13 protein-coding genes are annotated in these 14793 nt (G+C 43.9%); 5 read left to right on the top strand and 8 right to left on the bottom strand.

Annotated elements, in window-relative coordinates:
• Window positions 1-118 precede the first annotated feature (118 nt).
• Complete coding sequence (locus tag CLHUN_RS05165; protein ID WP_080063506.1) at window positions 119-925, bottom strand: dimethylarginine dimethylaminohydrolase family protein; 807 nt, start codon at window positions 923-925, stop codon at window positions 119-121.
• 265 nt (window positions 926-1190) lie between these two features.
• Here CLHUN_RS05165 and CLHUN_RS05160 point away from each other — a divergent pair, with 265 nt between their 5' ends.
• Together CLHUN_RS05160 and CLHUN_RS05155 are read left to right on the top strand one after the other, a co-directional pair.
• A complete protein-coding gene (locus tag CLHUN_RS05160) occupies window positions 1191-2444 on the top strand; it encodes a hypothetical protein (RefSeq protein WP_080063505.1) in 1254 nt (417 codons plus the stop codon).
• Between the two features lie 23 nt (window positions 2445-2467).
• Entirely contained in the window at window positions 2468-2794 is a 327-nt protein-coding gene (locus tag CLHUN_RS05155; RefSeq protein ID WP_080063504.1) for a hypothetical protein, read from the top strand.
• Window positions 2795-2907: 113 nt separating this feature from the next.
• Here the strand turns inward: CLHUN_RS05155 and CLHUN_RS21760 are convergent, their stop codons facing one another.
• Both CLHUN_RS21760 and CLHUN_RS05150 read right to left on the bottom strand, forming a co-directional pair.
• Window positions 2908-3084 (bottom strand): Nif11 family protein, encoded by a 177-nt coding sequence (locus tag CLHUN_RS21760; protein ID WP_117387022.1) that lies wholly within the window; start codon window positions 3082-3084, stop codon window positions 2908-2910.
• A gap of 30 nt (window positions 3085-3114) precedes the next feature.
• On the bottom strand, window positions 3115-3867 hold the full coding sequence (locus CLHUN_RS05150) for a LytR/AlgR family response regulator transcription factor (protein ID WP_165755661.1): 753 nt from the start codon (window positions 3865-3867) through the stop codon (window positions 3115-3117).
• A 200-nt stretch (window positions 3868-4067) separates the two neighbouring features.
• Here CLHUN_RS05150 and CLHUN_RS05145 point away from each other — a divergent pair, with 200 nt between their 5' ends.
• From CLHUN_RS05145 to CLHUN_RS05135, 3 genes are all read left to right on the top strand, one after another.
• Window positions 4068-4784 carry a hypothetical protein gene (locus CLHUN_RS05145; RefSeq protein ID WP_080063502.1) on the top strand — a complete coding sequence of 239 codons (717 nt, stop codon included), beginning with the start codon at window positions 4068-4070 and terminating at the stop codon, window positions 4782-4784.
• Window positions 4785-5194: 410 nt separating this feature from the next.
• The gene (locus CLHUN_RS05140) at window positions 5195-7099 is read left to right on the top strand and encodes a sensor histidine kinase (protein WP_133051087.1); all 1905 of its coding nucleotides are present in this window, start codon (window positions 5195-5197) and stop codon (window positions 7097-7099) included.
• A gap of 32 nt (window positions 7100-7131) precedes the next feature.
• Window positions 7132-8139: a radical SAM/SPASM domain-containing protein gene (locus CLHUN_RS05135; RefSeq protein WP_080063500.1), complete on the top strand. Its 1008-nt coding sequence runs from the start codon at window positions 7132-7134 to the stop codon at window positions 8137-8139.
• 91 nt (window positions 8140-8230) lie between these two features.
• Here CLHUN_RS05135 and CLHUN_RS05130 read toward each other — a convergent pair whose 3' ends face one another.
• The 5 genes from CLHUN_RS05130 to CLHUN_RS05115 form a co-directional block, all read right to left on the bottom strand.
• A complete protein-coding gene (locus CLHUN_RS05130; RefSeq protein ID WP_133051086.1) occupies window positions 8231-10102 on the bottom strand; it encodes an ABC transporter ATP-binding protein in 1872 nt (623 codons plus the stop codon).
• 17 nt (window positions 10103-10119) lie between these two features.
• Window positions 10120-11403, bottom strand: coding sequence for an insulinase family protein (locus tag CLHUN_RS05125; RefSeq protein ID WP_080063498.1), 1284 nt, complete (start codon window positions 11401-11403; stop codon window positions 10120-10122).
• A gap of 87 nt (window positions 11404-11490) precedes the next feature.
• Window positions 11491-11631, bottom strand: coding sequence for a hypothetical protein (locus CLHUN_RS22040; protein WP_165755660.1), 141 nt, complete (start codon window positions 11629-11631; stop codon window positions 11491-11493).
• A 32-nt stretch (window positions 11632-11663) separates the two neighbouring features.
• On the bottom strand, window positions 11664-12869 hold the full coding sequence (locus CLHUN_RS05120) for a radical SAM protein (protein ID WP_165755659.1): 1206 nt from the start codon (window positions 12867-12869) through the stop codon (window positions 11664-11666).
• 45 nt (window positions 12870-12914) lie between these two features.
• Window positions 12915-14336, bottom strand: a complete 1422-nt coding sequence (locus CLHUN_RS05115; RefSeq protein WP_080063496.1) for a radical SAM protein — start codon at window positions 14334-14336, stop codon at window positions 12915-12917.
• Window positions 14337-14793 lie beyond the last annotated feature (457 nt).

Below are 14793 nucleotides of genomic sequence, written 5' to 3'. Positions count from 1 at the left end.
ACCCGGCTTTTACGTATAGTTATTTTGTCTTTGTCTATATTATAACATGAATTTTCAAAAATTCATGTTATAATTGACTGAACTTTATAAACACACAATGGGCCGATGGAGGTCTGTCTCACTCCCTCAGCAGCGGCAGCACACAGCAGCCAAGCCCTCCGCTACACTTTATGAATTCACTGTAATCCAGATATATGGCATTATATCCATTGTCCTGCAATATGCTGCAAAAATTCCTGCTGCTGCACAAGTGCTTGTTATTCCCAAGCTGTACTATGTTTGGAGCAAGCTCGCCTAAATTTTCATCGGGAATTCGTATGACTTTTTTAAAGTGCCCTGAGACTGTTTCAGGATTTTTCACACTGCTGGAAATAATGCAGGTGTCCCGGTCCATTATGTTGAAGGTGCAATCCAGGTGTATCCTCGATACGTCATAGCTGACCCTCTCGATTTCATAGGGCTTGTCATGCCTTTTAAGGATGTATTCTATCTCCCCGGCAGACATTTCATCAGTGCGGTTGCCCTGGCCCACAAAAACCGTATTTTTGTTGACCATTATATCCCCTCCCTCGGCCTTGCACTCCATATAATGTGTCTTTAACCCATACCTGCCTGCCAATTCTTTAAGAGAGTTTATTTCCGTCTGCCTTACCGGGTCGGTCATGTTTGATATAAAAAGCAAATCTTCAACAATAAAGCCCGCATCTCTTGTAAAAACCTGGTCGGGACTGCCAACAAAGCCGGCGAACCATATCCTTGAGCCCGCTTCCGTCAGTTTCCGGCAAAGGTTATTATATTGGATAACTGCCAGGTTTTTATCCACCTGCTGTTGCGGGGCATTGCCTTTTGCGGCCTGCAGGTTGCACGGGTAGCAAAGGAAGCAGTCCAGAAGAGTACCGTACTCATTATTGTTAAATATCCTCATAAATCCCTCCGAAGTTGGTTTTAAATAGATTATTTCCAGCAGACTGAAATTTTACTCGGCCGGACCGGCTCCCATGACCTGGTGGTCTGTGACATCTAATCTTATATTTTTCCTTGCATTTCATCCTGAAATAATGTACCTGGATACTATTTTTCCGCATTCTGTCCAAATTTCGACTCCAGTATTGCCTGAGGGTGTATAGTGACTATAGGATAGCTATTCCAAATTAATCCAAAGAAAAACTACAATATAGGAGGACTTGAAAATGGTTAAAGGTTTTGAAAGTAAAACGCAATTTGATTATTTGTATGACGCACTGGCACAAAAATATCCCGGTCTGGTTGCAAAAAACAGCGACTCTTCCGTATTTCAATTTTCCCAGATGCCCATTGCTGCGAACTGGGTTACAGGCAACGACCCGACAGCCTATGATATTGCCAACGGTGTGCCTCTGAATCTGGACGGCTTCTATGTAAAAGGCGACCAACTGGATACATCCTATTCAACTTTGATAAGGTCCCTTAAGCCCAAATTGGGTGATGATAATCTTGCCTACCAAGGCTTAAAGAAAGATTCCGACGACTTGACCAATGAATTTCAGGCTATAGCAGACAATGCCAATAAAGCCTATTATATCTGGGCTGCAAATAACACCAATCCAAACGGTACTGTGTCCTCCAAGTCGGAGTGGCTCAATGACCCGCTTGGAGGCAAGAGCTGGGGAGACAAGCTTAACAACATTCAAAAACAGGTTGACGAGGTCAGCAATGAGATGTCCGAAATCCTTAAATCCATGGACGCTGCCCTAAGTGATACACTTGCCAACCTGGGCACCGACACGATGCCCATCAGCCGCGGCGGCACCGCAATAAAAGTGCCTTCGGTTACCCTTGGAGGAAACCTTTCGGGAGATAAGCTCCGCTGGGACAGCTATCCAAAGGGGCAGTATGATTTTGACGTTGTGATAAATGCAGACAGTGTAATAGAAAGCCCCTGGAAAACCGTCTATTCCACCAAGGTGGTGCAGAAGTGCTGGAGCACCTCCGTTGAAACAAAGGTAGACACCTTCAGGATAATAACAGACAACCACTACAATCTGAAGGTCCAGGCTGTGGGAATCCAGGGCTATCAGATAACGAGAGGACGCTGGTACAACCCGGCCTTTGTCACTCCTGACGCACAAATCGTCCAGGGTGCCACAAGCCTGACAAACGACAGCTTTTTTGGACTCAATGGCTGTCTGCATATGATTCCGGAATCCATACTCGTAATGTATAAGCCAACCATAACTCTTACTATATCCTCTCAGACCTACAAGCAGCAGTTTGAGGCCAATGCAAACCTGGATATAAACTGGATTGAAATGATAGGCTTCAGATTCAGCTTCAACGGGCTTGCCTCCCTGCAGCCGGTTGACAACGGGGACAACACGGTGACTCTCACCTTCAGAAGTCCTGATAATGCCGTGCCTCAGATACTTGGCGTCACCTCGAAGGTGGAATTCAACGGGAACAAATAGTGCTTTTACAAGGAGGGGTGGTCATGCCGGTTGTACGCGGTGAAAAGGGAAGAGACATGGGTACTACAAATTCCAGGCTGAATAGGGAAATTGAAAATGATATCCTTGGAGAGATGGTAAATATAAATGATTACATGGTCAGACAAAACAGCATATTGCTGTCGGATACCTTTCATCTGGATGCAATGCCTTCAGGAGACAGTGTGTACAAGGTGGACATACAGTATCGGACTGGTCTCGGAAAGACTGTGGCAGTGGTATTGTTAAACACTGATGCGGAAAATATCGAGGATCTTAAAGAAGGCTTGCGCAAAAGCCTGAAGGACGGCTACATATACATCGTGAGATAGCATTGATTGCTGAAACCAAGCTTTTCTCCGTGAAAACCCATGGTATGAATAACCTACTTTCACGGAGAAAGTTTGTTTTATGTATCTTTAAAATATGAGTTAAATACTTGTCATCAGATGGGCAGAATAGGCATTGCCTGGTTTGGCTTCTTATTCTCGGCATCCGCGGAAAGCTTTACTTCCTCCAGCGCCTGGCGAAGCTCCTCCAGGGTGAAACCCTTGAATTTTTCCGCCAGCTCGGGATTTTTGCCCACATAATCAAGGAATTCCCTGGCATTTTGCAAGGACATCCAAATCACCTCCTCATGTAATATATGCTGTTAAAGGTCCAGCAGGTTTTTAAACTGTTTCATATAGCTCCTGCTCACTGGTATTTCCTCCTTCAGGTTTTTAAGCCTCAGTAAATATATGCTGTTCACATCCGGAACGATTTCCTCCACTTTATCAATATTTACAATGAAGCTTCTATGACACCTGAAAAACTTATATGCTTTCAGCTTTTCCTCCAATGTTCCCAGAGGATATTTGCTTTTGTAGACCAAATCCTGCCTTGTAATCACATTGACTTCCTTGTCCTGTGCGAAGCAGTACAGGATGTCTGCGGGATTAATAAGAAAAATGCGTTCGTCTTTCCACACCGTGACCTTTTTCAAACCTTTCTTGAGTGTAGAAAGCCCCGCCTCCTGAACGGTTTTATGAATTTTGTCCCACTGTATACCGCTGCTTTTGATGCGGTTCACAGTGGATGAAAGCCTTTCCCTTGAAATTGGCTTTAGAACATAATCTATTGCATTGATTTCAAAAGCTTTGATGGCATATTCATTGTAGGCCGTAACAAATACTATCCTGGTGTCGGGAAGCATATGCGCCATTTCTTCCGCTACTGTAAAACCGTCAAATACCGGCATTTCAATATCAAGAAACACTACATCCGGTTTTTTGCCGGAAACCTCCTCCAGGAATTTTTTCGGTGAACTATATTTTTCCAGAATTTCTATGCCGTCAAAGCTGTCCAGAATATCAGACAGCGCATCCAATGCAATGCTTTCATCGTCAACCAGTATTACACGCACATAGAACACCTACCTTTACTAAAATATACAGCGGCAGTCAAATTTATGCCCATACATGCAATTATTGTACCCATATGGTTTAAATGGTATAATTACCATATTCTTTTATAAATGTAACATTTTTAGACATGGGCTGCAAGAATATTTTAACAGACTTAAAATGTAAAAAACTATAACAAAAACAGTATAAAGGATTAGCTATGATAGGAATAAAACAGGATTACAAGCTGCTTGCAAACACTTTAAAAACCGGGGATATCATTTTGTTTGGCGGCGGCAGCAAAATAAGCAAGGTTATTGAAACGCTTGAAAATACCATATGGTCCCACGTGGGCATGATAATTTTGCCGGAGGATATGAGGCCCCCGATGGAATGTGAGGCAAAACCGCTCCTCTGGCAATCCTCTCCGGAACTGGATATCAAGGAAGTACAAAACAAGCCTGGAAATTGCGGCCCTGAACTTGTATACCTGGATGAGCTGCTGGACCTGCTGAAGAATTATAATTACACCGTAGCAGTGAGAAGGCTTGACGCCCCCAGGACCGAAACCATGCTTGTGAAGCTCAACAGCTTTATAAACAAGGTGCATATGGACGGCTTTCCTTCCATACGCGAGCTTGCAGTAGAGTTTATCAAAGGGACCATAAAAGAAAAAATAATACATGCCATAATTAAAATTGTACATTTCTTAAAAAAACTGGCGGGCTTATTCAAAAAAGAGCAGGCAGAGTTTCTCGCCTGTAAGGTAGATACATATTTTTGCAGTGAGCTGATTGCACAAAGCTATATTGAAATGGGGCTTCTCCCCAGGTATGAAGTTGCCGGTAGTTACAGCCCCAAGACCTTTTCAGCCAAGGGAGACATCAATCTTATGAACAATGCAAAGCTGGAAGACGAGATATTCATAGTCTTCTAGCCGCCGCACTGCAGCGCTTGAGGCATTGGCACAACAGGTTAATTTAACTTGTTCTGCCAGTTAATAAAATTTTAAACAGATAAATTTGCAAGTCACGCGAGGGCGACTTTAAAGAAATGCGCAGTATGATTAAAAGCTTTTCGCTGAAATTGTAGGCTTACAGCATGCTGATTTGGCAGTTAAATTGACAAGGATGTCAATTTAAGCAGCACCCGAGACCTGGATGGTCGAGTTGCTGCGACGGCTAAAAAAGCATGCTGTAAGGTGTACTATTTCGCCAAAAGCGTTATATACAAGCATTTATTTGAAGCTCGTCCGGGAGTGGGCAACATCAAAGCAGCTTTCTGCCTGTTACTTAACTGGCACAGCAGGTTAATTTAACATGATTATTGTACAAGGGATTGATTTTTTTGAAAAACATATTGTCAGAAAATAAGTCCATAGCATTTGTAAAAAGAAGTCTGTCTAATCCGGTAATAATCAGCGTGCTCCTTGTAATAATGCTCCTTGCCCTGTTTGAGCTGCCTTTTAAAAGCCCTTCCCTGGAAGTGGAAAACGGCAGGTTGGAGCTGGGCAGTTGGAATTTTGAAAGAGATGGGCTGCTGGCTCTGGACGGAAACTGGGAATTTTATTGGAACCGGCTTCTTTCACCCGCAGACTTTAAGGACAGGACTGAGGACTCAAGGTCTTTTATCCGTGTTCCCGGCTACTGGAATGCCGCGGCTTCTAAAGCCGGCATTGCAGGCGGCGTCAGCGGCAATGGCTATTCCACCTACCGCTTGCTTGTCCGCTCACAGGAAAAAATGCCTGATTTGGCCATAAAGGTTGACGCAATCTTTTCGGCCTACAAGCTGTGGATTGGAGAAAAGCTGGTACTGTCCTGCGGAAAAGTCGGAAATTCCGGAGATAATTCAAAAGCCGGCATGGAAGCCCTGATTGGATTTTATCAGTTTCCGGAAGCCGGAGGCAAAGAGTTTCCCATTACCATACAGGCATCAAATTTTATAGGCGGCAACGGAGGAATCATAAGGAACATCTATGTTGGAACTCCAAAGCAGATTCAAAATTTCCGCGATAGAAAGCTTATGAAGGAGAATTTTCAGACTGCAATTACTCTATATATGGGGTTGTTCTTCATACTGCTCTTCGTTATGGGGAAAAGAGAAGCCTACAGCCTGTACCTGGGCATCCTGTGCATCCTTGTTGCACTCAGAGGACTGTTTCTTGGAGAACTGGCAATTTATACGGTCTTCTCAGGACATGAGCCCCAAGTATTCTATAAAATATCGTTTGTTATCCTCTGCCTTTCTCTCCTGGCATTTGTAATGTATTATCACAAGGTTTTTCCCTATGAAATAAACCCCTTGCTGATCAGGGCTGTATTGATTGGCGGCATGATTTTCAATATTCTGGCGCTGATATTTTCCTACAGCCTTCTGTACCCGCTGGTCTTTGTTTTTGAGGTATTTGCCCTGCTTACCTTCATAATGCTTGCAGCAGCTACTGTAAAGGTTGTAAAAAAGAGGCTCACCGGATATGCCGTAATAGTGGCAGGCTCTTTAATCGTGTTCCTTTCCTCCGTCAACGATGTGCTGAGGGATTTCCATATATTTAAAGGCTGGCTGACCATCACCAACGGTATTTTCATATTCCTTATTTTGCTCACGGTCATACTGGCAAAAAGGTTCGCAGGCACCTTAAAAATGCAGGAACTCTTTTACAGGGCGGAAATTGCTTCACTTCAGGCCCAGATAAAACCGCATTTCATATTTAATGTTATAAATACAATTTCCTACTATACGGGAAAAGACGATGCCAGGGCCCAGTCACTGCTTCAGGACCTGGCCGGACACCTTCGAAGCAGCTTCAGCTTTAAGAACAGCGATGAACTTGTAGCATTAAGTGAAGAAATTTCAAATCTCACCTCCTATCTGAATCTTGAAAGAGCCAGGTTTGGCGGAAGATTGAAAGTCATATTTGACATTCCAGCCGGCCTTTCTGCCAGAATCCCTCCCTTCCTGCTGCAGCCCCTTGTTGAAAATGCCCTGAAGCATGGGATACTTCCAAAGGAGGAAGGCGGCTGTGTCAGGATTTCAGCTTCAATAAAAAACAGGTGTCTGAGCATAAGAATTGAGGATGACGGGGTGGGAATGCCGCGGGAACGCCTGAAAGGTCTCTTTGATGAAGCCTTGTCCGGGTATGGAGTAGGTGTGAGAAATGTAAACAAGAGACTTAAGCATCAGTTTGGAAAAACGCTCAAGGCAGAAAGCACCGAAGGCAAAGGTACTGTTTTCACTCTGGAAATCCCGCAGTAAATTCCGCTTTCAGCGGTTAAAAAGGAGTCGGTATGCACATTTCGATTATGCTAAGCAACAAATGCAATTATTACTGCAGCCATTGTATTGAAAACTCGGACCCCCATCAGTCGGAAAGACTTGCCCCAGAAAAAATAACAGGGCTTATTGATGCTGCCGGACGGTTATCAGAAGCCGGGGATGAGAATTTGCGAATAAGCTTTACAGGCGGAGAGCCCTTCCTGCACTTTGAGGATTTACTGTTATGTGCCGCAGCCGCCAAAAGAAACAATGCCGGAAGAATTGATTGCGTCACAAACTGCTTCTGGGCAGGAGAGGCCCTTGACGCGGCAAGGGTGTTGAAGAAAGCAAGCAATGCGGGCATCGACCACCTTTCCTTCAGCTACGACCCCTATCACGGCAAATTTGTAGATGTGGTACATCTGAAAAATGCATTTATTGCTGCCGTAGAGAACGGAATCCGGGTCAAATTCAAAATAGTTCTGTTTAAGGACTCGGAAAGGGCTTATGACTTCTTGAAGAATATCTCGGACATAACCCCGGGGAAAAGTTTTTCTATTGACGAGATTCCGGGACTGCCCCTGGGAAGGGCGGAAAAGCTTGATAAGTCTGTATTCCTGTACGGTGCCGGAATACCGCCGGGCAAATGCCAGGGCATTGGAAATCTGCTGATTACAAATACCGGAGATGTGTATCCCTGCTGCTGCCCGGCTTTTTCAGAAGTGCTCCGCCTGGGAAACGTCCATTCAGATTCACTGGAGGACATTTATAAAAACCTGAAGGAGGCTTTGCACCTTAAAATACTTCTGTCCCATGGACCGGGTTATTTTATACCCTTTCTTAAGGAGCAGGGAGTGGATTTGTCAAATGAGCCCTATGTGGACACCTGCCATTTGTGCAGCGCTGTCTTTAAAAGCTGCGCTTCCTGTAACAGTGCTCACAATAATGCAATTGACAGAGCCATAGCCGCATGGCGTCAGGACATTCAAAGGGCTAAAGAAATTGCGGAAATCTTTTCCGGTTTTCTGGGGGACGGCTAATATCCTATGGACGGAGCTGCGGGATGAACCCGTATATTCAAGAGACCGGCTGCTTTGCCGTATGCCTTGTTGAGATACCTTGCGCAGCAGTTCAGCCGGCATATTCAAAGGAAGCTTCTGCTTCACCGCCCAAACAGAATTCCTGATCCACATACTTGCTGGCCTGCAGATTGAACATCTGGGCATACTTGCCGCCGGTTTGCATCAGCTCGTCATGGGTGCCCTCTTCGGTAATCCTGCCATTTTCAAAAAAGAATATTCTGTCCGCCGTTTTAGTTGTGGACAGCCTGTGTGAAATAAATATGACTGTTTTGTTATCAGCCAGCTCCATGACATTTTTGTACAGGTTATGTTCAGATATAGGGTCCAGCGCACTGGAAGGCTCATCAAGTATGATTATGCCGGAATCCTTTGCAAATACCCGTGCCAGTGCCAGTTTTTGGATTTCGCCGCCGGACAGCATTATGCCTTCCTCGTCAAATTCCTTTGAAAGCATTGTATGTATGCCATTTTTCAGCAAGGAAACCTTGTCCATCAGACCGCTTTTTTCAAGAGCCTCCAGAACGGTTTTTTCGTCTTCCGGTCCTCTCACTTTATGCAGCAATACATTTTCAGCTATGCTGGCCGCGTAGTATTGGAAGTCCTGAAATATCAGTCCGAAATTTGCCCTCAGGGAATTGACCTCCAGTGCCTCAAAATTTTCTCCGCCAAACAGCATTGCTCCTGCCGTGGGGTCGTACAGCCGGACCAGCAGCTTCACCAGAGTGGATTTCCCCGCACCGTTGCGGCCGACAAATGCTACCTTTTGCCCGCTTCTTATCTCTATGTTGATTCCTCTCAGGGCATAATCAGCCTGGCCGGCATATTTGAATTCAACATCCTTTACATGAATATCCTTCTTTACATGGATATCCTTCAATTTTCCGGCTTCCGCAGCCTTCCCGGCAGGTTCCCTTTTTTCTATAACCTGCCTGTAGTCCAGAACCTCTCTTAAATTGTTGATGTACATGCTGTGATCATAGAACTGGGCGAACCCGCTTAAAAGGCTTTGAAGCTGTGCACTGAACTGCATGGTGGCAATAAAAAGCGCAAAAAAGTCTCCCGGGCTCAATATACCGTTGTATATTTTCCATATGAGATATAGGGATACTCCTATAATCAATATTCCTACCCTGATGAATTCAGCCAGAAATTCCAGAAGGGCCAGCACTCTTCCCTGCTTTTTCAGCAGGCCCTGCACCTTGCTCACATTTTCCCTGAAATCCTCCAGCAGCATATTTCCTATATTAAAAAGGCGCAGTTCCTTGGCATATTGAACCTCGTAAAAAACACGCTTTATATAACCATCCCTGCGTTCAAAAGCAGTCTGTTTCAGACTGTAATCGTACCTGCGCCTGCTTTTCACCGTGTCAAATACAAGCATTAAAATCATACACGCCACCGCAGCTATGAACAGGGTTGAGTCCAGAGTAAAAATCAATGCAAAAAGGGAGCTCATATAAAATAAATTGTAGAGAATGTTCCTTATGGTATTTACCACATCCAGGGCACACCTGTCGGCCTCCTTTACAGCACGTGTATATTTATCGTAAAAATCCGGATTTTCATAGCATATTATATCCAGAGAAGCTACCTTGTCCATAAGTTCCAGATTCATTCCGCCCTTTATGGAATTCTCCGCCTTTGGACGCACCACATTGTCATACCACGGGTATATAACAGTTTTTGTAAGCTCCACAAGGGCAATTCCCCCCACCACAAAAAGCAGCCAGGCAAACGGCTGCCTTTGGGCAAGAAAGTCTACAATCAGCTTTGGAGCCAAGGTGTCTGTAAACGGGCTTATCAATGCAGTGGACGCATACAGCACCGTTATGGGTATGTAAAATTTGCTGTATTTCCTGATATATTTCAATACCAGCAAATTATTATATGCAATTTCTTTAATCAGTTTAAAAACCTTCATATTATCATCCCCGCCGGTTATATACAATTTAGGACTTTTTTGGGGAAATACAGGGGCAGCATGTCAACGGTAGTATTCCGGGAAAAGGAATAAATATAATTCCATTTCAGAATTTCAACTGTTTCCGCCCATATATCCTCCGGTGCAATGGATTCCATGATTTCCTCATAATACTCAAAATCAACCCTATAGCTGTCAAAAAGGAAATTCATCCTTGCCAAAAACTGATTTGCATATTTAAGCTCATCCAGCTTCATCAAGACAGAGTCCATATACTCCTGCTTGATTTTTGCAATATTTTCCCGGTGGGAGTCCCGGTCTCGGAGTGCAGACTCAAGCATTGCCGCCGCATCGGCCAGCAGCATTTCACTACCAAAAGCATATCTGAATACTACATAATTTGCATTTTGCCGGTATGAGCAGCCTATATTCTGAAATTCTATGTTCCTGTACCGGCTGTCACTTCTCAGAAGGCTGTTGTAGCTATTTTTAAAAATACTCGCTATAAGCAGAAAGCATATATCCTGTGTGAAGAATTCTTTTATGCCGGCTGCGGGTCCGGTTTTAAAGCCGAACCACAGTTCGCATTTTCCGTCGCAGGCTGTACCGGCGCCTAAGATTCTGTCGCCCTTTGAGGCCGCTGCTTTGCTTTCATGCATTTTAACGTCCTCCCGCTTGTTTCCGTGTGCAGTCGCAGGCTTGAAATCCAGCTTCAACCTTCCTGAATCCATGAGTTCTGCTTCCTTTACATCGCCCAGAAAGGTTACCAGGGAATTTGTTTCTACATAATAATCCTTAAGGTATTTCTCTACCTCTGAGATATTTATCTCCCTTATGATTTTTTCAGCCTCCGGTTCAAATTCCAAATCATTTATAAATGCGTCAAACCTCCTGCACTTGCTGCTGAAAGAATCCAAGGTGACGGGAGGATACTCCAGCAATACATTTTTTACTTCCTCATTGAAAATATCTTCCTCCACCCTGCGTGTCTCAAGTATGCTGCTGAATATATCCGGCACGTACGGATATCCCTTTCTCAGGGAATTTATGGAAAAAGCCGTGTAATCGTAGCTGGTCCTCCCGGAAAAGTACTCTATGACATGTGTACAGGGATGGTCTTTTATATGCCTGCGTATATACTGCACTATGGCGCAGTGCTCGGCAATATGTGCAATGCTTAAGGCCTTGAAATCATCCGCTTGAAACCCGTTCCTGAATATGAGGGAACTGGAAATCAGACTTCTGTCGGGTGTGTTTTTAAACATTGCCGGAATTCCGCAGACTGATGCATTAAAATTCATAATTGAAGCTCCTTCTTGTAAGTAAAAACCACGGCCTCTTATTTTCAGATTATTCTTGTGTTTCTAAGTAATTTAAGACCAGGCTGCTTAGCGCTGCTGTTTTGTGTTTCCACCGCTTGATGCGGCACAGCATGAACTGCATATTGCTACTGATAATACATTATCCAGGTCGCTTAACTCTACATTGTTGCTTTCCAGCATTGACTTTATTTCGTTCAACTCCATCATTGTTTTTCTCCTTTCTATAAGAGGCCATGGTTTTACAAGCTTGAAATATTATAAGCAAACATATCCGAATTCCAAACGCCGCTGATAGAATCCCTTAAAGCATTGCCGCACACTCTCCCGTCACAGGACATCAACTGCCCGTCAGGTCTGACGGCGATTCTTTTGATTTTGTTCATGCAGCCGTCACATATTCCATCGCTGCAGTTATCCTGATTGAAGGTATAAAGTATTTTTAAAGCCCCCCGGCATTGCTCCCTTGCCTTTGAAAGACACCTGTATATTTCCACCTTCTGCTCAGCGGAGATGGCCAGTTTACCGCTGCAGCGGCCCTGGGGCCTCACGGCGATGAAATGGATATGATTCATATTGTTTTGCAGGCAGAATTCTATAAGCCGGGGGATTTCACGGAAGTTGGCAGAGGTGAGAATGGAAGTCACTGAAAGCTCGGTATCATAGCCTTTGGCAATTTCAATGCAGCTCATTATTTCATCATATGCCGTTTTGCTTCCCACCATGTCATTAACTATGGCCCTGTCTGTGGAATCCAGGCTGAAGCTTATCTCATGGGCTCCGGCCTCCAATACCTCTTCAAGGACTTCATACCTGCCTGTCCCCTTTGTGGAAATGTTTATGCGGACATTTTTTTCCCTGAGCTTTTTCACAATGAAAGGAAGCCTGGGATGGAGCAAGGGCTCTCCTCCAAGCACGGAAACAATTCTGGGCCGGAGCTCTTCACTGAATTCATGGATTATTTTAAGAATATTTTCCTCCGAGTCGAAAAAGTTGTTCTCCTCAAGGTCTCCGGACAAGCTGTATTCTGCCGAAACCTCGCAATATATGCATCTTCTGAAGCATTTATTTGTCACGTTAAAGATGATTTCCTCCGGGAATGAAGGTTTGAGATTTTGCACCTCCAGGCTTTTAGCCTTGAGAACATCTTTTATTTCAAGCTCTATTCTGCCCGTGGAAAATTGCTTTTCCTCGTAAACAACATAGCCTTTTAATTCAGCAGCAGCCGTTTCAATTATTTTTTCAGAAACAGTTCTGTCGCAGTTGGAAACATAACTCAGCCGGGAAGCCAGCTCATCCACTCTGATGCACTCCTTCATAAGGCACAATACAATTCCCAGCTTGGGAGCCACGTACCTGCACGACTCGGTAAGATAGTTCTCCAAGGTTATTAATCCCCCATGCATATATGCGCTGCATAATGGAGACAGGCCAATATAATTATCCATCCGACCACCCCTCATATAAAACTTTTATTCCCAAAACCTGTATTTTCAGGTCGTACTGTAGTTGATTTCACTAAGATGGCACATTGGGTCCATTTCATATAAGCTGTTGAAGTGAATTATGGTTCTGACATAACAGCGCTTAAGATTGCAGGCTTCAAAATCAGCACAGTTGCCGCACCGGGTTCCGGCATACAGCTTTCTGTCCGGATTGATAAAGCTTTTAAGCTCCTGGCAGTTCCAGCTCTCTGCAAGGCTCATTTCACGGAAATTGCCAAACCGCAGCAGTCTGTGGGAGGAATGCCCGCAATAGCCATAGCTGCCGTCGCTGTATATGACCACAGAGCTTTTTCCTGCCAGGCAATCCATACGGGTTACCTTGCGGAACTTTTCCGAGCCTCTTACATACTCGGGATCAAAGCCCTCAATAATATTTATGCCTTTATGCCTGTCCCTTAACTGATTGACACCTTCCAAAAGGCGCTCATAGTCTTCTATTTCGGGATAAAGCGCTGCATCATGCCTGTGGCCTTTAAAATAGGCCTGGAGCTCAAAGCTTTCACAGCCTGCTGAAAACAGGTATTCAATAACTTCCGGCACCTCTTTTATATTGAGAGAAGTGACTGTGGTTTTTATCTTGCAGGATATTCCCTGCTCTATAATATATTTTATGCTTTTCAAGGTGTTATCAAGATTTTTGGAGGGTATTCCTACAAGCCTCTCATAGGTTTGTGGCTTGAGGGTATCCAGGCTGATTTGCAGCTCGGTGAGGCCGGCTGCTTTTAATTTTTGTGCAAACGCCTCCTCGAAGGGCTTTTTGGTTGATATGCTTACCTTAAAGCCCTCTTTTATAAATATTTCAATGATTTCGAGGATATTCCGGTGCAAAAACGGTTCTCCTCCGGTGAGCTGAACCTGGCGTATTCCAAAATCCCTTGCCTGGGAAGCGATTTTGCATATTTCCGGTAAGGTGAGAACTTTGCCGCTATCCTTGAAAGCATCCGCTGCCTGTGAATCCATATAGCAGTAAATGCATCTTGAAGAGCAATCATCTGTCAGAAACAATATCAATTCCTGTGGTTTTCTCTCGATTTCCAGGCTCTCTTGCCTGGGCAGCCGTATGTTGGAATTGCTGATTATAGCCTTGATTAAATTTAAATTGTTTTTGGGAATACCTCCGTTCAGAGGTGCAAGCAGTGAGCCGAACAGCTCAAGGGTTTTGACAATGGTATACTCACCCTTCTCCTGGTCGGTATTGAACAGGCGGGCTACCTTTTCACATATTTCACCCACGCTGGATGTGCCGTCAAATAACAATAGAATTACCGCCTGGGGCTTTGAGATAAAGACCAGCGTATCCTCATTACCATAAATCGGAGTTGCTTTAATCTTAATCAAATTATCTTCAACCTCGATTTTAATGTCATCACGTAAAATCAGATAATCATTCATACATATGCCGGTAACCATGTTGTCTGTCCTCCTCTTGCTTTAATGGGTGCGTAGGAGTATTCTCTTCTTGTATATGAACATCCGACCTATTTCATAATTTTGGTAAATATGTAATTTTATGAAATTGATACTATATATAATAATAGCACTTATATAACCATTTTCAAGTGGTTTTTTGGAAAATATTTGTAAATTTTGTGTTGAATTTGTGATTTACTTTGATTCAATAAATGTCAGGTTTTTTTATATCAAGATATATATCCACTTTACCGTTTCCACTGTAAAATGGATATATGGTAAATAATTTATTGATGTATTAATTTCGTATTGGAACCAATATTTTAAACTCTGCGAAATAGTTACACTGGATTATAATTGTCCTGCCGGGAAGTATATGTCTATGACGTGAGCAGCAAGAAGGCGGCCTCTTTTGTGACAGAGGATGGAAAATACATAATTTCCGGGTCAAGGGGTG

It is taken from the genome of Ruminiclostridium hungatei (genome assembly GCF_002051585.1).
GTDB lineage: Bacteria > Bacillota > Clostridia > Acetivibrionales > DSM-1351 > Ruminiclostridium > Ruminiclostridium hungatei.
The sequence above is the reverse complement of the archived record's forward strand: the minus strand, read 5'-3'. Positions and strand labels throughout refer to the sequence as shown.

Excerpts from the sequence above, each read along its gene's own strand:
- CLHUN_RS05155 (WP_080063504.1), top strand. The coding sequence starts at position 2,468 with ATGCCGGTTGTACGCGGTGAAAAGGGAAGAGACATGGGTACTACAAAT.
- CLHUN_RS05130 (WP_133051086.1), bottom strand. The coding sequence starts at position 10,102 with ATGAAGGTTTTTAAACTGATTAAAGAAATTGCATATAATAATTTGCTG.
- CLHUN_RS05120 (WP_165755659.1), bottom strand. The coding sequence starts at position 12,869 with ATGGATAATTATATTGGCCTGTCTCCATTATGCAGCGCATATATGCAT.
- CLHUN_RS21760 (WP_117387022.1), bottom strand. The coding sequence starts at position 3,084 with ATGTCCTTGCAAAATGCCAGGGAATTCCTTGATTATGTGGGCAAAAAT.
- CLHUN_RS05165 (WP_080063506.1), bottom strand. The coding sequence starts at position 925 with ATGAGGATATTTAACAATAATGAGTACGGTACTCTTCTGGACTGCTTC.
- CLHUN_RS05160 (WP_080063505.1), top strand. The coding sequence starts at position 1,191 with ATGGTTAAAGGTTTTGAAAGTAAAACGCAATTTGATTATTTGTATGAC.
- CLHUN_RS05145 (WP_080063502.1), top strand. The coding sequence starts at position 4,068 with ATGATAGGAATAAAACAGGATTACAAGCTGCTTGCAAACACTTTAAAA.
- CLHUN_RS05125 (WP_080063498.1), bottom strand. The coding sequence starts at position 11,403 with ATGAATTTTAATGCATCAGTCTGCGGAATTCCGGCAATGTTTAAAAAC.
- CLHUN_RS22040 (WP_165755660.1), bottom strand. The coding sequence starts at position 11,631 with ATGATGGAGTTGAACGAAATAAAGTCAATGCTGGAAAGCAACAATGTA.
- CLHUN_RS05115 (WP_080063496.1), bottom strand. The coding sequence starts at position 14,336 with ATGGTTACCGGCATATGTATGAATGATTATCTGATTTTACGTGATGAC.
- CLHUN_RS05135 (WP_080063500.1), top strand. The coding sequence starts at position 7,132 with ATGCACATTTCGATTATGCTAAGCAACAAATGCAATTATTACTGCAGC.